Here is an 18,593-nt window from a genome sequence, read left to right on the forward strand (position 1 = left end):
TCGCTAACGATGTTCCCTCAGAAAGACTTCACCTGCGACGGTTAGAACTACGCAGCCGGAAAGGGACGCGTACGTCTGCAGATGCAGTTGGTGGATCAGAAACGACGAGGCAGCCAGGACGAGCTGGAGCCAGTGCTCTACGCTGCACTCGTGGATTCGATGCGCCAGAATTTCTGGGCGATGTTCCTCGGCAGCGTCGCCACGGCCGCCGCCGCCGTGATGACCGCGCTCAAGACCGGCAATGTGCTGCTGTGGCCGTTCGCCTTCCTGATCATTGCCATCGGAACCGCCCGTGCGGTCTGGATGCGCAAATACGATGAGGGGCAGGGTGGCGGGCTGACCTACGAGGAAGCCAGGGTCTGGGCGCCGCGCTATTCGATCGGTGCGATCGTGTACGCCATGGTGCTGGGCGCCTGGTGCTTTGTCACCATACTCGGCAGCGACGATGCGATCGCGCACATGCTCTGCGTCGCGGTGACGGTCGGCTACACGGCGGGCGGCGCGGCCCGCAACTACGGACGGCCGCGGCTCCTGCAGCTCCACGTGCTGGTCGCCTGCGGGCCGATGTCGCTCGCCCTGGCGCTGCATGGCGACTTCTACTACATCGGCCTTTCGATCCTGCTGGTGCTGTTCTTCCTCGGCCTGAAGGGCATCAACCTCAGCCTGCATGCGATCTTCGTCAAGGCGCTGACCGCCAGCTTCCGCGAGGCGGCGCTGGCGCATCAGTTCGATACCGCGCTCAACAACATGCCGCACGGCTTGTGCATGTTCCGCGACGACGGACGCCTCGCGGTGATGAACCACCGCTTCATCGAGATGATGCAGCTATCGGACGATTTCGTGCAGCGCGGCGCCAGCGCCACCGACATCTGCAATGCCTGCGTTCTGTCCGGCGCGATCTCGACCGCGGCGGCGCAACAAATTCTCTGCGAGATCGAGAGCTCCCAGCGCGGCGACATCGTCACCAGCGACCCCGATCCGGCCCAGAACCGTTCGCTGGACTGGACGTTCCAGCCGATGCCAGGCGGCGGCACGGTCATGCTGGTCGAGGATATCACCGAGCGCAAGGACGCTGAGGCCAGGATCAGCCATCTCGCGCGCTACGACGAACTGACCGCGCTGCCCAACCGCGTCAATTTCCGCGACGAGATCGGCCGGTTGCTCGCCATGCAGCACCGCGACCATCGCTCCGCATTGCTGTTCGTCGATCTCGACCAGTTCAAGCAGGTCAACGATACGCTCGGCCATCCCTGCGGCGACCAGCTGCTTTGCGCGGTCGCCGAACGGCTGCGCGAGATGCTGCGTCCGGAGGATTTCGTGGCCCGGTTCGGCGGCGACGAGTTCGTCGTGTTCCAGCAGAACATCCACTCGCATGAGGACGCCGCCGCCCTGGCGCGGCGCATCGTCGACCGCCTCAGCGAGCGCTACAAGATCGACAACCACCTTGTCGAGATCGGCGCCAGCGTCGGCATCGCGATGACCGCGCCCGGCGTCGGCGCCGACACGCTGCTGAAGAACGCCGATATGGCCCTCTACCGTGCCAAGGCCGACGGCCGCGGCACCTTCTGCTTCTTCCGCGACGAGATGGCCCAGACTGTCGAGGCCCGGCGGATCCTCGAGCTCGATCTGCGCAAGGCGCTCGCCAACGAGGAATTCGAGCTGTTCTACCAGCCGCTGATCAACCTGAAGTCCGGCAAGGTCTCGACGTGCGAGGCGCTGTTGCGCTGGAACCATCCGGCGCGCGGCACGGTCTCACCCGTCGACATCATTCCGGTGGCCGAGGATATGGGCCTGATCGTCGATCTCGGCCGCTGGATCCTGCGCAAGGCCTGCATGGAATGCATGAAGTGGCCGGAGGCGGTCAGCGTCGCGGTCAATTTCTCGCCGCAGCAGTTCCATCAACGCGACGTGCTGAGCGAGGTCCGCTATGCGCTCGAGGTCTCCGGTCTGCCGGCGCACCGCCTCGAGATCGAGATCACCGAATCCTCCCTGCTGCACAACACCGAGCTGACCCACGACGTGCTGTCGCAATTGCGCTCGCTGGGCGTGCGGATCTCGCTGGATGATTTCGGCACCGGCTATTCGTCGCTCAGCTATCTGCACAATTTCCCGCTGCAGAAGGTCAAGATCGACCGCTCCTTCCTCGAAGGCATCGACAGCGATCGCCCGCTGACCCTGTTGCGCGGCGTGGCGCGGCTGTCGGCGGACCTAGGCATGTCTGTGGTGGTCGAGGGGATCGAGACCAACGAGCAGCTCGAACTGATCAGCGCCGACGGCGCGGTGACCGAAGCACAGGGATACCTGTTCAGCCGGCCGGTTCCCGCGGTGCGCATCCGCCAGCTGCTCAACGCCTCGCACGGCAGGCGCGCCGACGAGCAGCTGCACGTGGTTCCCTCGCGCTCGATTGCTTGATCTAGCTCAATTACTTCAATCGATGGTTGTGAAAGCCTGTGGCGGCACTATCCTGAGTTCCGCTCGCGGTCAAAGGTTAACTGTATTGTCTCGATTGCTTTGACGAAAATTAAGAAGCTGTTAAGGTTTTAGCCAGCTCGCAAAAGTTGTCGTGAAAGTCCGGAGTAGTTCATGAGGTCCCCCGTCGTTGCGCCCCGCGCTTTTTCGCGGGGCCCCGAGCTGCTCGACCAGGTTGATTACCGCCTCGCCAAAACGCCCGCCGAAAAGGAAGAGATCTACAATCTGCGTTATCGCGCCTATCTGCGCGAAGGTGCCGTGAAGGAATCGGCCGAGCAGCGGGTCACGGATCAATATGATGATCTGGAGAACTCCTGGACCTTCGGCGTCTATATCGACGGCGAGCTCAGCAGTTCGGTTCGCATCAGCGTGCTGACGAACGAGTGGCGCGAGTCTTGTTCCGCGGAGGCGTTCGGCGAAATCCTGCATCCCAAGCTCGATCGTAACGAGATCATCATTGATCCCGCGCGATTCGTTGCGGATCCCGATCGGGCCCGGCGCGCGCCTGAGCTGCCCTATGTTACTGTCCGCCTCGCCTACATGGCTTGCGAGTATTTCGGCGCCGATCTGGGGCTGGCGATCGTCCGCCCCGAGCACCAGGCATTCTACCGCCGCGTCTTCTTCCACGAGACCATCGCCGAGCCGCGCCTGTTCCCAGGCCTGCTCAAGCCGGTCGGCCTGATGGCGGCGGATTTCCCGACCATGCGCGACAAGGTGTTCAATCGCTACCCGATGATGCGCTCATCGGCGTTCGAGCGCCGCATGCTGTTCGAGCGCGAAAACCACGTGCACCAGCAGCCGACGATCGATCGATTCGAGCGCCATTCGATCGTGCCGCATTCCTGACCGGGAATCCGCCGGCTGCCGTTCACTAGGGCCACCGGGTACCGCGTTCCAAGCGTGCAACTTTCTGTCGCCGGTCGCGGACGGTGACAAAATTGCCTATTGCGATTTGGTTCCAGCGAACCTTGGCTTTCCTTCACCATCGCGCCACATTTGCCACCCATTAACCATCGGGGGCGCTTTCCGGCATTGCCTGGCATTTGATGGGCTCCAGCAAGGTCTCGTCAAGGTTGACGGAACGTTCGCTTAACCATCGCCCTGTAGACCGATTGGGTAGTACGAAGAGCGTGAGCGTGGAGGCTCCGGGAATGAATTATCTCCAGGGTATGAAGCTGGTTGCGGTTCTGGCCGTGGCGCTGTCGATGGGCGCCTGCGCCAACAAGAACCCGTTGGACGCCAACGGCGCGATCGGGGGCGCCGCGACCCCGGGCAGTCAGCAGGATTTCGTGGTCAATGTCGGCGACCGCGTGTTCTTTGAGAGCGATCAGACCGATCTCAGCCCGCAGGCGACCGCGACCCTCGACAAGCAGGCGCAGTGGCTGCAGACCTACAACCGCTATTCCTTCACGATCGAAGGTCATGCCGACGAGCGCGGCACGCGCGAATACAACATCGCGCTCGGTGCACGCCGTGCCCAGTCGGTCCGCTCGTATCTCGCTTCGCGCGGCATCGACCCAAGCCGCATGCGCACCATCTCCTACGGCAAGGAGCGTCCGGTCGCGGTCTGTAACGACATTTCCTGCTGGTCGCAGAACCGCCGCGCCGTCACCGTGCTGAACGCCAGCTCCTGACGCGATCCTGGACGGGTTTTCCAAGCCGGCGCCTTCGGGCGCCGGTTTTGTTTTGGCCGCATGAATGCCCGACCCGGCTTCATCAGGATGAACGAAGCCGCATACAATTGGCCGCTTGCTTGTTCCACGGTCCGTACTAAACCGGTATCCGCGACGCTGTCCCGGATTTGAACGGCAAGTCACAATTCCGGCGTACTCCGTCCTTCAATGTCGCTCGCTTTTCACGCCGATCTCGTCGTCAGGGCAAAATGTCATCCAGGCTTCATTTTCTTTCCTCCGCCGCGGCGATCGCGGCGCTGTTCGCCGTTTCCGCACCAGCGTTTGCCCAATCCGACGATTCCGATGCCGAGATGCGGATCGAGCGGCTGGAGAACCAGCTGCGGCAACTGACCGGCCAAAACGAGGAACTGCAGTACCGCAACCGCCAGCTCGAGGAGCGGCTGCGCCAGCTCGGCGGCCAGCCGCCCGGCGCTCCCGGACAGGCTCCGGCCGGTCAGCCCAATGTCGCGGCGGTGCCACCGGCGCAGCAGCCGCAGGCCTACCCACAGGCACAGCCAGGCTACGGCCAGCCGCAGCAAGGTTACGGCCGGCAGCCGCAAGGCGGCTATGACCAGCAGCAGATCGCGACGCCCGCTCCGATCGTGCAGGAGCCGGCGCCGGCTGCAGCGCCCGGCCGCCGCGGTCGCGGCGATGCCTTCGATCCGAACCAGAACCCGAACGCTCCGGGCGTGCCGCGCGCACTCGGCGGCGGTCAGATGCCGATGCCAAGTGATGCGCAGGTCGGCGCTCCGGGCGGACGCGGGGCGGGCGAGCCGCTCGAACTCGGCAACACCAGTCCGCAGCGGCCGCCCGGCGCGAGCGCGGCCCTGACCACATTGCCGCCGTCGGCGACGCCGAAGGACGAGTTCGACCTCGGCATCGGCTACATGCAGCGCAAGGACTATGCGCTCGCCGAAGAGACGATGAAGAACTTTGCCACCAAATATCCGAGCGATCCTTTGGTGGCGGATTCGCAATACTGGCTCGGCGAAAGCTATTTCCAGCGCCAGCAATACCGCGACGCTGCGGAAACCTTCCTCGGTGTGACCACCAAGTTCGACAAGTCCGCGAAAGCGCCCGACGCGCTGCTGCGGCTCGGCCAGTCGCTGGCGGCGCTGAAGGAAAAGGAAGCCGCTTGCGCCGCCTTCGGCGAGGTCACGCGGAAGTACCCGCGCGCGTCCGGCGGGGTCAAAGCTGCGGTTGACCGCGAGCAGAAGCGCGTGAAGTGCTAAACCAGCAAGGGGAGGCCGCTTCCGGCCCTTCCGCGACCTGCTGGTTCTGTGATGCCCGACGACCAATCCGCCATCCCGGCAAGCCACGCCCAGCGCCTGTTCGCAGGCCTGGCGCGTGCGCCGGCGATCGTGCTCGCGGTGTCGGGCGGTCCCGATTCAGTCGCGCTGATGTGGCTGGCCGCGCGCTGGCGCCGCGCGCTCGCGCGGGGACCGCGGCTGGTGGCGGTCACCGTTGATCACGGCCTGCGTGCTGAAGCAGCGCGCGAGGCGCGCGACGTCAAGCGGCTGGCGCGAAGCCTCGACCTGCCGCATCACACGTTGCGCTGGAGCGGGCCCAAGCCGAGTACTGGCGTGCCGGCAGCCGCGCGTGAGGCGCGCTATCGCCTGCTCACGCAAGCCGCGCGCAAGTACGGCGCGACGCATATCCTGACCGCGCATACCCGTGACGACCAGGCCGAGACGCTGTTGATGCGGATGCTGCGGGGCAGCGGCATCGCGGGCCTCTCGGCGATGGCGCGCGAGACCGAGCGCGACGGCGTCATGCTGACGCGACCGTTGCTCGATATCTCGAAGGCGCAGTTGATCGCGACGCTGAAGAAGGCGCGCATCGGCTTTGCCGATGATCCGACCAACCGCGATCCCTCCTTCACGCGGCCGCGGCTGCGCGCGCTGATGCCGATGCTGGCGGAGGAGGGCGGCGACGCGCGGAACCTGGCACGGCTTGCCGCGCGGATCGCGCGCGCAAACGCCGCACTGGAGGTGCTGGTCGACGGCGCCGAGCGCTACCTTGCGTTGAAAAGCGAGGATAACCTCGATGCGGGCTTCGACGCGGCGCAGTTCGCGGTGATGCCGGACGAGATCCGCCTCCGTCTGCTCAAGCGCGCCATCGATCGCACCGGACATGAGGGGCCGGCCGAACTCGGCAAGGTCGAAACCCTGCTCGCCGCGGTCGATGAGGCCGTCAATCAGTCCTTGGGAAAGCGCGAATCCAAGCTGAAACAGACGCTTGCCGGAGCGGTCATCAGCGTCGCTTCCGGCCGCATCAGGATCAGTCCGGCGCCGCCTCGCCGGGCTCGTTCCCGGTGAGCCCGGTTCGATTGTTTCAAGCGTTGTCATAATCCGGCAAGGAGGCTTAACCACCCCGGAAAAACACCGGATTCTGCGTCATTTTTTGACCGGGAATCGGGCTAGGATGCGGTAAATAGTCGTGCGTGGTTCCCTTGGCATCGACCCCAGCGGCACCTAGATTGTAGGGCATCGACGGGATGGATTCCCTGGGGATTCCCACAGAGCCTGCCCAAGGATTAGAGAGAGGCCGCGATCCGCGCGACCACGAAGGAAGACCATGAACGCCAATCTGCGGAATTTCGCCCTCTGGGTCATCATTGTCCTGCTGTTGCTGGCGTTGTTCACGCTTTTCCAGAATCCTGGTCAACGCTCGTCGTCCTCGGACATCTCGTTCTCGCAGCTTCTCACCGAGGTCGATCAGGGCCATGTCCGCGACGTCGTCATTCAGGGGCCCGAGATTCACGGCACCTTCAACAACGGCACCAGCTTCCAGACCTACGCGCCGAGCGATCCGACGCTCGTGAAGCGCCTCTATGACGCCAAGGTGCAGATCACCGCGAAGGCGCCGGGCGACAACGTGCCGTGGTTCGTCTCGCTGCTCGTCTCGTGGCTGCCGTTCATCGCGCTGATCGGCGTCTGGATCTTCCTGTCGCGGCAGATGCAGGGCGGCGCCGGCAAGGCGATGGGCTTTGGCAAGTCGCGCGCCAAGATGCTGACCGAGGCGCACGGCCGCGTCACCTTCGAGGACGTCGCGGGTGTCGACGAGGCCAAGCAGGATCTGCAGGAGATCGTCGAATTCCTCCGCGACCCCGGCAAGTTCCAGCGGCTCGGCGGACGCATTCCGCGCGGCGTGCTGCTGGTCGGCCCTCCTGGTACCGGCAAGACGCTGATCGCGCGCGCGGTGGCGGGCGAAGCCAACGTGCCGTTCTTCACCATCTCCGGTTCTGACTTCGTCGAAATGTTCGTCGGCGTCGGCGCGAGCCGCGTCCGCGACATGTTCGAGCAGGCCAAGAAAAACGCGCCCTGCATCATCTTCATCGACGAAATCGACGCGGTCGGCCGTCATCGCGGCGCCGGCCTCGGCGGCGGCAATGACGAGCGCGAGCAGACGCTGAACCAACTGCTGGTCGAGATGGACGGCTTCGAAGCCAATGAGGGCGTGATCCTGATCGCGGCGACCAACCGTCCCGACGTGCTCGATCCCGCGCTGCTGCGTCCGGGCCGCTTCGACCGTCAGGTCGTGGTGCCCAATCCGGACGTCGTCGGCCGCGAGCAGATCCTCAAGGTTCACGTCCGCAAGGTGCCGCTGGCGCCGGATATCAACCTCAAGACCATCGCGCGCGGCACCCCGGGCTTCTCCGGCGCCGACCTGATGAACCTCGTCAACGAGGCCGCGCTGACCGCCGCCCGCCGTAACAAGCGGATGGTGACACAGGCCGAGTTCGAAGAGGCCAAGGACAAGGTGATGATGGGCGCCGAGCGCAAGTCGCTCGTCATGACCGAGGAAGAGAAGTTGCTGACGGCCTATCACGAGGGCGGCCACGCCATCGTCGGCCTCAACGTCGTCGCGACCGATCCGATCCACAAGGCGACCATCATTCCGCGCGGCCGGGCGCTGGGCATGGTGATGCAGTTGCCGGAACGCGACAAGCTGTCGATGTCGCTCGAGCAGATGACCTCGCGCCTCGCCATCATGATGGGTGGACGTGTCGCGGAGGAGCTGATCTTCGGCCGCGAGAAGGTGACCTCGGGCGCCGCCTCCGACATCGAGCAGGCGACCCGCCTGGCCCGCATGATGGTGACGCGTTGGGGCCTGTCGGAAGAGCTCGGTACCGTGTCCTATGGCGAAAACCAGGACGAGGTGTTCCTGGGCATGTCGGTCTCGCGCACCCAGAATGCGTCCGAGGCGACGGTCCAGAAGATCGACTCCGAGATCAAGCGTCTGGTCGAGGAAGGTTACAAGGAAGCGACACGCATCCTGACCGAGAAGCACGCCGACCTCGAAGCCCTGGCCAAGGGCCTGCTCGAGTTCGAGACGCTGACCGGCGACGAGATCATCGACCTGCTCAAGGGCAAGAAGCCCAACCGCGAGTCGGTGCTGGAACCGTCGACGCCGCGCGCCTCCGCGGTGCCGCCGGCCGGCAAGTCGCGCCCGCGTCCCGATCCGGACACTGGCCTCGAGCCGCAGCCGCAGGCGTAAGCCTCGCCGCGATGGCCGGCAGCCCCGGCAAGTCAGTTGTGCAAAAGCTCGGCCTCAAGCCGGGCTTTTGTATTTTTGTCGACGGGTTGTCTGCCCCCTATCACGACATCGTCGGCGAACTGCCGGCCGACCTGCGGATCGAAAAGACAGCGCGGGCGCCGCTCGATGCCGTGCATCTGTTCGCCGCCGAGGCCAGGGGGCTCGCCGGCAAGCTTGAGCGTTACCGGGAGGCGATCGCGCCCGACGGCATGATCTGGGTGTCGTGGCCGAAGAAGAAGAGCTCGGGCGTCGCGACCGATCTTGACGACAGGGTCGTGCGCGCGGCCGGGCACGCGGCCGGCCTGGTCGACGTCAAGGTCTGCGCCGTCGATGCGGTGTGGTCGGGACTAAAGTTCGTGATCCCGGTCAAGCAGCGCGGCAAGCGCTGAGATCGCCGCGGCGAATAGGCTTGGCCTCCGTTCGGGCGCCGTGGCATCCTGGAGGCAAGCCGACAAACGGCACGGTCGCGCTGTCCGAGACGCGGCAAGAACGAGAGGAGGGAAGGCCGATGCGCAAGGCATTCGGCGCGCTTGGCGCCATTTCATTCCTGCTGCTGCCCAACGCTTCAATCACCGCCGAGATGCGCGGCGTCACGTCAACCGAAATCAGGATCGGCCAGACCATGCCCTACAGCGGGCCGGTGTCGGCGTTCGGCGCGCTCGGCAAGGGCGAGGCCGGCTATTTCAGGATGCTGAACGAGCGCGGCGGCATCAACGGCCGCAGGATCAACTTCATCTCGCTGGACGATTCCTATGCGCCGCCGAAGACGGTGGAGCAGACGCGCCGCCTCGTCGAGAGCGACGAGGTTGCGCTGATCTTCTCCTCGATCGGCACCGCGCACAACACGGCGATCGCAAAGTACCTCCAGAGCAAGAACATTCCGCAGCTGTTCCTCGCCTCCGGCGCCTCGAAGTTCGGCGACATCGCGCAATTCCCGCAGGCGACGATGGGCGTGCAGGCGCCGTTCCGCTACGAGGCGCGGCTCTACGCGCGCTATGCGCTGGCGAAGAATCCGAACGCGCGGTTCGCGGTCATCTCGCAGAACGACGACTACGGCCGCGACTATCTCGCGGGCCTGAAGGACGTGCTCGGCGAGAAATATGACTCCGTCGTCACCGTTGCGACCTACGAGATCACGGACCCGACCATCGACTCGCAGATCGTCAAGCTGAAAGCGACCAATGCCGACGTCTTCGTGATCGCGGCGACGCCGAAATTCGCGGCGCAGTCGATCCGCAAGGCCTATGAGATCGGCTGGCGGCCGATGACGTTCCTCTCCAACACCGCGGTGTGGATTTCGACCGTGATGCAGCCGGCCGGCGTCGAGGCCGGCACCGGCATCATCTCGACGGCGTATGTGAAGGATCCGGACGATCCGGCGTGGAAGGACGATCCGGGCATGAAGGGCTGGCGCGACTTCATGACCCGATACCTGCCCGAAGGCGATCAGCACGACACCAACTACGTCAACGCCTACAACAGCGCGATGGCGCTGGAAGCCGTGCTGAGGGCTTGCGGCGACGATCTCTCGACCGAGAACATCCTGCGGCAGGCGTTCGCGATCAAGGAGCTGGAATTGCCGATGCTGCTGCCGGGCATCAAGGTCAACACCTCGCCGGCCGACCATGTGCCGGTCGACCAGATGCAGCTGATGCGCTTCAACGGCAAGAGCTGGGATCGCTTCGGCGAGCTCCAGACGGGAAACTAGGCTGGGTGAGCGCACCTGAGCCAGTACCTTGCGTTATCCCCGTCATCCCGAGGGAGCGCGTAACGCGTCTCGAAGGATGCGCGGCCCGGTCGGTGGCCGTTGCGCTCGCGCCTCATGATGACGGGGATAGGCGGCGCTGCGATTCGGGGCGTGCAGTAGCGCGGGCTACTGCGTGCTCTCTGCCGCCGGCACCGCGTTGGCCGTCTCGTCCGATCGCACATGGATGACGGCGATGTCGTCCTTGTAGAGCCGCTTCCAGCCCTTGAGGTGGTCCAGCGCGTTGCCGGCGGGCGAGTCCGAGCTTAGCAGCGTGGCGTCGATCCGGTATTTGTCGAGCAGGTTCAGCAGCTGGCCGACGTCGCGGGCATCGAGCGCGGCGTAATAGTCGAGCACGAATTGCTCGCCATAGAGCTCGGCACGACCGTCGATGAACACCTTCATGTCGCGCAGCACCATGTAGCCGCCGAACGGTGCGGTGCTGAACACACGCTGCGCCCTGTGTTGCTGGAGGACGTCGACCGCGGCAACGGGCGAGACCGCCGGCAGAAATTTGAACTCGTGCTGCGCGACGAACGTCGTCGTCGTCACCCAGGCTCCGATCACCATTGCGATAGCAGCAACGGTCGTGACGACGGGTACTGAGCGTCCTTCCTCGAAGCGGGCGGCGGGGGCGCCTGCCATTCCCCATTGTTCGGCGATCGGTTTGGCGAGCACCAGCGGTGCGATGAACGCGAACACCTCGATGTTGCGGACATGGCTCAGCGCCATCCAGATCAGCCCGAGCAGCAGCAGGATCCGCGGCACCGACAGGGTCAGCCCGCGGTAACAAATGATGCCGATCAGGCCGAGCAGCGTGGCCTCGAAGAAGCTGGGCTTGCTGAAATCCGCGGGCAGCCATTCGCCAATCAGCGTCAGCAGCTTGCCGAGGCTGAGGATCTTGGTCGCACCCAGCAGGCTGTTCCAGCCATAGGGCGTCACGCAGCTCGCGGCCAGCGCAGCAACGCCGAATAGTCCCCATCGCACGATGAGCCCCCGGCGGCGGCCGGGTTCTGCGCTCCACACCGCCTCAAGGCCAATCGGTCCGATCAGCGCCAGGCCGAGCACGAAGCCGCCATGCAGGTTGGCCCACAGCACCATCAGCGGCAGCAGCCACCAAGACGGTGAGGCGCGGCGATCTGCGGCTGCCATCAGGCCGCCGATGAACGCCAGCAGCACCGGCAGCGCCAGCACATGCGGCCGCGCGAGGAAGTGGATCGTCGACAGCAGCATCGCCAGCGCCGCGATCAGGAGTGTACGCGCCGGATCGAAATACGGGCTCAACAGATGCAGGAAGATCGCGACCGTCGCGCCGATCGCGATCGAGGTCAGGATCACCGGCCCGGCCCAATCGCCGCCGTACACCAGGGCGTACGCCACCTGCGACAGCCACGAACTCGAAATCCAGGGCTCGCCGAAACGGGTGAACGAGAGCAGGTCTGATGTCGGCATCGCGCCGTGTTCGAGGATCCACTGTCCGACCTTGATCTGCCACTCGGTGTCGGAATCGCGCAGCAGGATCTCACCGGCGGAGAGATAGAACAGATAGGCGCCCACGGCGGCGCACAGCGGCAGCAGCCCTCGCACCGCGCTACGGCTACTCACGCTGCTGGTGATGGAGAGTGACATGAGCTTTCTTGGTTCGGCCGGTGACATCTAGGCAACGCCACGCGTGACGTCGGGCACTCGACCACGGCTTCCGATAAATTCGGGTAAATGCGACCGCGATGTCGCGGGTCAACGCGAGACGGGATTCTCGATTTCGAGCGATCATCTTAGCTTGCGATTTACCATCGCAAACCTCACCCGAACCCGAGCGCCGTTAGCAGCTGCCGATCTGTCGCTGAATCCGGGCGGCCCAGAGCATCCGCGGGGCGGACCGGCGGCCAGTCCAATCGGAGGCGGCATGCGGATGTCGCAAAATCCTTACAATTCCAGCTTGTCATTCAGTCTGAATAGTTGTTCACTTCTTCAGACGATTGCGGGATCAATCGTTCAAAACATTGAAGACGCGTGTGTTCTGCCGGTGGGCGCCGGCCAGGGCACACGGTGGGGGACGGAATGCCATGGTCTACCGGCGAACTCATCAGGTCGTGAAACGGCTCGCTGCCCGGCGCAGCGCCATCCTGTCGGCTGCGCGGGACGCGGCGGCGGCGGGCGGCATGGCCGCGGTCCAGATAGCACCCGTCGCGGTGCGGGCCAATGTCGCGGCAGGCACTGTGTATCGCTATTTCCCGTCGAAGGCCGAGCTGATCTCGGAATTGATCACCGAGGTCTCGCGCGACGAACTGTCGGCGATCCGGCGTGCGGCAGATGCCGCGCCCGGCCCGTCATCCGCGCTCGCCGCCGCGGTGACGACGATCGCGGTCCATGTATTGTCGCAGCGCAAGCTCGCCTGGGGCATCCTGGCCGAGCCGGTCGATGTCGACGTCACCGCCTCGCGCCTCGCCAGCCGCCGCGATATTTCCGGCGAGCTTGCCATGCGCATCGACGCCGCCGTGCGCGCCGGACATCTGCCGGCGCAGGATACGGCGCTGGCCGCCACCGCCTTGCTGGGCGCGCTGCATGAAGCGCTGGTCGGCCCGCTGGCGCCGTCCAATCTCGACGATCCGATCAAGCTGCGCGACGCGGTGCAGACCGTGACATTGCTCGCGCTGCGCGCGGTCGGCGTGATGGATGCGCGTGCCCGTGGTCTCGTGGTGCAGGCGACGACCCCGGCGAAGGCACTGGTCGGCGCCTGAGGTCGAACACTTCTGTCGCATTGGCGTTGTAGCTTTGCGGGCTGGGTTCAACCAACCTCATGGAGCAACGCATGACGACGACCCATGGCTCGGCCAAATGGCAGGGCGGCATCAAGGACGGCAAGGGCGCGATCTCGACCAAGAGCGGCGCGCTCTCGGATTACCCTTATGGCTTCGCCAGCCGCTTCGAGGGCAAGCCCGGCTCGAACCCCGAAGAGCTGATCGGCGCAGCGCATGCCGCCTGCTTCACGATGGCGCTGTCGTTGATCCTGGGCGAAGCCAAGCTCACGGCCGAGCACATGGAGACCAAGGCCGACGTGACCCTGGAGAAGGTCGCCGACGGCTTCGCCATCACCGCCGTGCATCTGACGCTGTCGGCGAAGATTCCGGGCGCGGATAACGCGACATTCCAGGAATTGGCGGGCAAGGCCAAGGCCGGATGCCCGGTGTCGAAGCTGCTCAACTCCAGGATCACGCTCGACGCGTCGCTGCAGGGCTGACGGTCTGCAGCACAGCGTGGCCCGGCGTGGCGAATTACAGCTGCGCGTCGCCGTTCGGTCCGACCGACGCGATGCGCAGCATATTGGTGGTGCCGGGCGCGCGGAGCGGCACGCCGGCAACGATGATGACGCGCTGGCCGGCCTTGGCAAAGCCGTCGCGGAATCCAATCGATCCGGCGCGGTCGACCATGTCGTCGAGATCGTGGGCGTCCTCGGCGACCACGCAATGAACGCCCCACACCACCGACAGCTTGCGCCCGGTGACGAGGTTCGGCGTGATCGCGACCACCGGCACCTTCGGCCGCTCGCGCGCCACGCGGATCGCGGTCGAGCCCGACGAGGTCCAGCAGATGATCGCCGACAGATCGAGCGTCTCGGCGATTTGCCGCGCTGCGTCGGCGATGGCGTCGCCCACCGTCGCCTCGGGATCGACACGCTGGGCGTTGATCACACTGCGATAGGTCGGGTCGCGCTCCACTTCCTCGCCGATCCGGTTCATGGTCGAGACCGCTTCCACCGGGAATTTGCCGGCGGCGGATTCCGCCGACAGCATGATCGCGTCGGCGCCCTCGTAGACGGCGGTGGCGACGTCGGAGACTTCGGCGCGCGTCGGCACCGGCGCCTGGATCATTGATTCCAGCATCTGGGTTGCGACCACCACCGGCCTGCCGGCGCGGCGCGCCATCCGGATCATCTGCTTCTGCAGGCTCGGCACCCGCTCCAGCGGCAACTCGACGCCGAGATCGCCGCGCGCCACCATCAGCGCGTCCGCCGCCTCGATGATGTCGGCGAGGCGATCGATCGCCTGCGGCTTCTCGATCTTGGCCATCACGGCGGCGCGGCCGCGGATCATCTTCTTGGCCTCGATCACGTCCTCGGCGCGCTGCACGAAGGACAGCGCCACCCAGTCTATACCCTCCGGCAGCGCGGCTTCGAGATCGGCGCGGTCCTTAGGGGTCATCGCGGAGACCGGCAGGTCGGTGTCGGGCAGGCTGACGCCCTTGCGGTCCGACATCTTGCCGCCGATCACGACGCGCGTGACTGCGCGGTCGGGCGAGGTTTCCTCGGCAATCAGCCGCACCTTGCCGTCGTCGAGCAACAGCGCATGGCCGGGCCGCAGCGCAGCGAGGATTTCCGGATGCGGAAGCTGGACGCGGCTGTTGTCGCCCGGCGTCTTGTCGGAATCCAGCGTGAAGCTCTGGCCGTTCTTGAGCTGGGTCGAGCCTTCCGCGAATGAACCCAGCCGCAGCTTCGGCCCTTGCAGGTCGACCAGGATGCCGATCGGCCGGCCGTAGCTCGATTCGACATTGCGGATGGTCTTGACCAGCTCCCGCATCTTGTCATGCGGGGTATGGCTCATGTTGATGCGGAATACGTCGGCGCCCGCCTCGAACAGCTTGCGGATCATGGCGCTGTCTGAGGAGGCCGGGCCGAGTGTTGCGAGGATCTTGATTCGGCGCAGGCGTCTCATTGTTTGTTTCCGGGTGGTGCGGCTGGCGGCAGACCAGACGCGCCCGGAGGCGCTGCGCCCGGCGGCGGGTTGGGCAGGCCCGGCATCGCCCCGGGGCTTCCCGGGGCCACGCCGCCCGGCATTCCCGGGACTTTCTGCGGCTGTTGTTCGTTGGCTTCGGTCAGCTGGACGGTCCATGCACGCTGCTCGCCGGTGTCGACTTCGAAGAAGCCGGTGCGGTCAAAGCCCCGCGCCAGGCAATTCTCGGTGCCCTTGATGGTGAATTCCTTGTCGCGCGAGCACATGAAGGCCTGGCCGGACCATTCGCCGCCGCGATCGTAGTCGAGAGCGTAGATGTAGTAGTAGCGCGCCACAAGATTGCCGCGCAGCAGGGTCTCGCAGGTCCGCGAGGACACATTCCACCAGCCCTCCGTGGTCCAGCCCTCGGCATCCTTGTAGCCGAGCGCGATCCCGACCCTGCTCGAGGTGTTGTTGCAGAGCCGGAAATCGGCGGCCGCCGGGCTCGTCCACAGGCACACCGCGACCAGCGCCAGCACCGGCAGGATGCCGGCCAGGATCAGGCGGATGGTGCGGGGAGCAGGGGCGAGAGAATCTGTTGGGCTCATGCGGCGAAGCTATATCAAATCATTGTCGATTTCGCGTGCCCGGCCGGCACTGTCAACGGGCGGGCGCCCGTCCCCACACGCTGCGGGACCGTGGCCAGTGTGGCCGGACTGGTCCGTATTGCGCGTCGATATGGCAAAATCTGTGACAATTCCTACCTGATATCAATATGGTGAGCGCATCACACCGGGATCACGATCATGAGCATTGACGCCAAAACCAGAACAGAACTTGAGGCCGCGGTGTTCCGGCGCCTCGTCGATCATCTCCGCAACCGGACCGATGTGCAGAACATCGACCTGATGAATCTTGCCGGCTTCTGCCGCAATTGCCTGTCCAACTGGTTGAAGGAAGAGGCCGACGCCAAGGGCCTTGCGGTGAGCAAGGACGAGAGCCGCGAGGCCGTCTACGGCATGCCCTATGAGGAGTGGAAGGCGAAGTATCAGGGCAGCGCGACGCCGGATCAACTTGCGGCGATGAAGAAGGCCCAAACCGGGCATTAATTCCCGATCTAATGTGACGCCAGTTCCGTGGTCGTCCGCATCTCCTGTGGGCGCGCTGTGGATGAGCGCGATGTTTCCTTGACGGGACGTGCTCCAAAATTGAGGGTCGCCCGCAACAAGCGGTGCGCGTGGCGCGTATTCGCGCGACATTTCATTGCCATTTCAGGAGTACGCGATGGCCACCACGTCTGCCGCCGTTCAGGATGAACCCGCAACGCGATTTGCCAAGGACCAGCTCAAGTCCATCATCGAGCGCATCGAGCGGCTGGAAGAGGAAAAGAAGACCATCTCGGACGATATCCGCGACGTCTATGCCGAAGCCAAGGGCAACGGCTTCGACGTCAAGGCGCTGCGCACCATCGTGCGCCTGCGCAAGCAGGATGCCAACGAGCGCCAGGAGCAGGAAACCATCCTGGAGACCTATATGCAGGCGCTGGGGATGCTCTGAGGCGGCGGGCCGCTCTGGCTCGTCAAGGGCCCGCCCGGGGTAACTCGCCCAGGCCTCCGGCGAGGCTTGGGTGACATCCCCGGATTTGCTAGTCTGCCGGTGAGGTAACCGGGCAGATCGTTCAGATGGACGTGCCAGGACCAGAGCGTCGGCTCGCTGCGGTCCTCGCCGCCGACATGGTCGGCTTTAGCCGCCTGATGGAGGCTGACGAGACGGGCACCCTTGCGCGCCTCAAGACCCATCGGATCGAGCTGATCGATCCGGCCATCAGCAAAAATCGCGGCCGCATCATCAAGACCACCGGCGACGGCCTGCTGGTCGAATTCCACAGCGTGGTCGAGGCTGTGCTGTGCGCGGCCGAGGTCCAGAGCAGGATGGCCAGGCGCAATGCCGACGTCGCGCCGGCGCGCTGGATGCAGTTTCGTATCGGCATCAATCTCGGCGACGTGATTGTGGACGGTGCCGATATCTTCGGCGACGGCGTCAATGTCGCGTCGCGTCTGGAGACGCTGGCCGAACCCGGCGGCATCTGCATTTCCGGTGCGGTCCGTGATCAAGTCGGCGATCGCCTCGAGGATCTGAGCTTCGAGGATCTCGGCGACCAGATCGTCAAGAACATCGCGCGCCCGATCCGGGTTTTCCGCATCCATCTCGAATCGTGCGCCAGTTCCGCAACCGACCATCCGAGCGTGGCCGCCGTCCCTGTCGTCGCCAAGAAGCCCTCGATCGCCGTGTTGCCGCTGGTCAATATGAGCGGCGATCCCGAGCAGGAATTCTTCGCCGACGGTCTCACCGAGGACATCATCACCGAACTGTCGCGCTTCCACGATCTGCTGGTGATCTCGCGCAACTCGACCTTCGTGTACAAGGGCAAGGCGGTGAAGGTGCAGGACGTGGCGAAGGAATTCGCCGTCGACTATGTGCTGGAGGGCAGCGTGCGCAAGGCGGGCGGCCGGATCCGCGTCACGGTGCAACTGATCGATGCCGAGGCGGACCGGCACGTCTGGGCCGAGCGCTACGACCGCGAGCTTGCCGACATCTTCGCCATCCAGGACGAGATGACCCGTGCGATCGTGGCGACCTTGCCGGGCCGTGTCGAGGCCGCCGCCCATGACCGCGTCAAGCGCAAGCCGACCGACAACATGGCGGCCTACGAGTGCGTGCTCGCCGCCAAGGTGCTGCATCACCGCTCGGCGCGCGACGACAATGCGGAAGCGCAGCGCCTGCTCGAGCGGGCCATCGTGCTCGATCCCAACTACGCCCATGCGCACGCCTGGCGGGCCTGCGTGCTCGGCCAGACCTGGGTCTACAATTGGTGCGACGACCGCGACGCGACCTTCGCGCAGGTCGCCGCCGAGCTTGAGATCGCGCTCAGGCTCGACGACAACGACAGCGACGTGCACCGGATCCTCGCTGCGCTGAACCTCAACCGCGGCGACCACGACAAGGCGGCCTTCCATCAGGAGCGCGCGCTTGCGCTCAATCCGAACTACGACCTGGTCGTCGTGCAGCAGGGCGAGCTCCTGACCTGGCTCGGGCGGCCGGAGGAGGGCATCGACTGGATCAAGCGGGCGATGCGCCTCAATCCGTTCCATCCGGAGCGGTTCTGGAGCCATCTCGGCCGCGCCTGCTATTGCGCCGAGAAATATGCCGATGCGGCCGAGGCGTTCTCGCGGATCACGCGGCCCGACCACAGCCATCACGCCTTCCTCGCCGCGACCCTGGCGCAGATGGGCAATTCGGTGGCGGCCTCGGCCCATGCGACCGAGGTGCTGAAGCGCGAGCCGAGCTTCTCGGTCGCAGCGCATCTGGCAACCCAGCACTACAGGCGCGAGCCCGACCGGGCGCGCTACGAGGCCGGCCTGCTCAAGGCAGGGCTGCCGGCTTAAATGGCTGCTGAAG

Annotated in this window: 16 protein-coding genes; 13 read left to right on the forward strand and 3 right to left on the reverse strand. The window is 65.2% G+C overall.

The window, feature by feature from the left end; genetic code table 11:
- Positions 1–81: 81 nt before the first annotated feature.
- From ACVISU_RS27715 to ACVISU_RS27750, 8 genes are all read left to right on the forward strand, one after another.
- The gene (locus ACVISU_RS27715) at positions 82–2,412 is read left to right on the forward strand and encodes a putative bifunctional diguanylate cyclase/phosphodiesterase (protein WP_050404469.1); all 2,331 of its coding nucleotides are present in this window, start codon (positions 82–84) and stop codon (positions 2,410–2,412) included.
- Positions 2,413–2,583: 171 nt separating this feature from the next.
- Positions 2,584–3,315, forward strand: coding sequence for an N-acyl amino acid synthase FeeM domain-containing protein (locus ACVISU_RS27720; RefSeq protein ID WP_050404470.1), 732 nt, complete (start codon positions 2,584–2,586; stop codon positions 3,313–3,315).
- 305 nt (positions 3,316–3,620) lie between these two features.
- On the forward strand, positions 3,621–4,103 hold the full coding sequence (pal, locus tag ACVISU_RS27725; protein ID WP_050404471.1) for a peptidoglycan-associated lipoprotein Pal: 483 nt from the start codon (positions 3,621–3,623) through the stop codon (positions 4,101–4,103).
- A 248-nt stretch (positions 4,104–4,351) separates the two neighbouring features.
- On the forward strand, positions 4,352–5,374 hold the full coding sequence (gene ybgF / locus ACVISU_RS27730; protein WP_050404472.1) for a tol-pal system protein YbgF: 1,023 nt from the start codon (positions 4,352–4,354) through the stop codon (positions 5,372–5,374).
- A gap of 51 nt (positions 5,375–5,425) precedes the next feature.
- Positions 5,426–6,460 carry a tRNA lysidine(34) synthetase TilS gene (gene tilS, locus ACVISU_RS27735; RefSeq protein WP_456708980.1) on the forward strand — a complete coding sequence of 345 codons (1,035 nt, stop codon included), beginning with the start codon at positions 5,426–5,428 and terminating at the stop codon, positions 6,458–6,460.
- A gap of 259 nt (positions 6,461–6,719) precedes the next feature.
- The gene (gene ftsH / locus ACVISU_RS27740) at positions 6,720–8,642 is read left to right on the forward strand and encodes an ATP-dependent zinc metalloprotease FtsH (RefSeq protein WP_050404474.1); all 1,923 of its coding nucleotides are present in this window, start codon (positions 6,720–6,722) and stop codon (positions 8,640–8,642) included.
- Positions 8,643–8,653: 11 nt separating this feature from the next.
- Complete coding sequence (locus tag ACVISU_RS27745; protein WP_456708981.1) at positions 8,654–9,070, forward strand: DUF3052 domain-containing protein; 417 nt, start codon at positions 8,654–8,656, stop codon at positions 9,068–9,070.
- 119 nt (positions 9,071–9,189) lie between these two features.
- Positions 9,190–10,389 (forward strand): ABC transporter substrate-binding protein, encoded by a 1,200-nt coding sequence (locus ACVISU_RS27750; protein ID WP_050404475.1) that lies wholly within the window; start codon positions 9,190–9,192, stop codon positions 10,387–10,389.
- 165 nt (positions 10,390–10,554) lie between these two features.
- Here ACVISU_RS27750 and ACVISU_RS27755 read toward each other — a convergent pair whose 3' ends face one another.
- Complete coding sequence (locus ACVISU_RS27755; RefSeq protein ID WP_456708982.1) at positions 10,555–12,054, reverse strand: hypothetical protein; 1,500 nt, start codon at positions 12,052–12,054, stop codon at positions 10,555–10,557.
- A gap of 437 nt (positions 12,055–12,491) precedes the next feature.
- Here ACVISU_RS27755 and ACVISU_RS27760 point away from each other — a divergent pair, with 437 nt between their 5' ends.
- The gene (locus ACVISU_RS27760) at positions 12,492–13,166 is read left to right on the forward strand and encodes a TetR/AcrR family transcriptional regulator (RefSeq protein WP_021078615.1); all 675 of its coding nucleotides are present in this window, start codon (positions 12,492–12,494) and stop codon (positions 13,164–13,166) included.
- Positions 13,167–13,237: 71 nt separating this feature from the next.
- Positions 13,238–13,666, forward strand: a complete 429-nt coding sequence (locus tag ACVISU_RS27765; RefSeq protein WP_456708983.1) for an OsmC family protein — start codon at positions 13,238–13,240, stop codon at positions 13,664–13,666.
- Between the two features lie 34 nt (positions 13,667–13,700).
- On the opposite strand, the gene pyk is transcribed toward ACVISU_RS27765, so the two are convergent.
- Together pyk and ACVISU_RS27775 are read right to left on the reverse strand one after the other, a co-directional pair.
- The gene (pyk, locus tag ACVISU_RS27770; RefSeq protein ID WP_050404477.1) at positions 13,701–15,137 is read right to left on the reverse strand and encodes a pyruvate kinase; all 1,437 of its coding nucleotides are present in this window, start codon (positions 15,135–15,137) and stop codon (positions 13,701–13,703) included.
- Positions 15,134–15,742 carry a DUF1036 domain-containing protein gene (locus ACVISU_RS27775; RefSeq protein WP_050404478.1) on the reverse strand — a complete coding sequence of 203 codons (609 nt, stop codon included), beginning with the start codon at positions 15,740–15,742 and terminating at the stop codon, positions 15,134–15,136. Before ACVISU_RS27775 ends, pyk begins: the two co-directional genes overlap by 4 nt.
- Positions 15,743–15,940: 198 nt before the next feature.
- Between ACVISU_RS27775 and ACVISU_RS27780 the strand changes: the two genes are divergently transcribed.
- The 3 genes from ACVISU_RS27780 to ACVISU_RS27790 all read left to right on the forward strand — a co-directional run bounded on the left by ACVISU_RS27780 (position 15,941) and on the right by ACVISU_RS27790 (position 18,580).
- Positions 15,941–16,243 (forward strand): DUF1244 domain-containing protein, encoded by a 303-nt coding sequence (locus ACVISU_RS27780; protein WP_050404479.1) that lies wholly within the window; start codon positions 15,941–15,943, stop codon positions 16,241–16,243.
- 175 nt (positions 16,244–16,418) lie between these two features.
- Complete coding sequence (locus ACVISU_RS27785; protein ID WP_029085502.1) at positions 16,419–16,691, forward strand: DUF2312 domain-containing protein; 273 nt, start codon at positions 16,419–16,421, stop codon at positions 16,689–16,691.
- A gap of 125 nt (positions 16,692–16,816) precedes the next feature.
- The gene (locus tag ACVISU_RS27790) at positions 16,817–18,580 is read left to right on the forward strand and encodes an adenylate/guanylate cyclase domain-containing protein (RefSeq protein ID WP_456708984.1); all 1,764 of its coding nucleotides are present in this window, start codon (positions 16,817–16,819) and stop codon (positions 18,578–18,580) included.
- Positions 18,581–18,593: the final 13 nt, after the last annotated feature.

This window comes from Bradyrhizobium sp. USDA 4452, assembly GCF_054063575.1.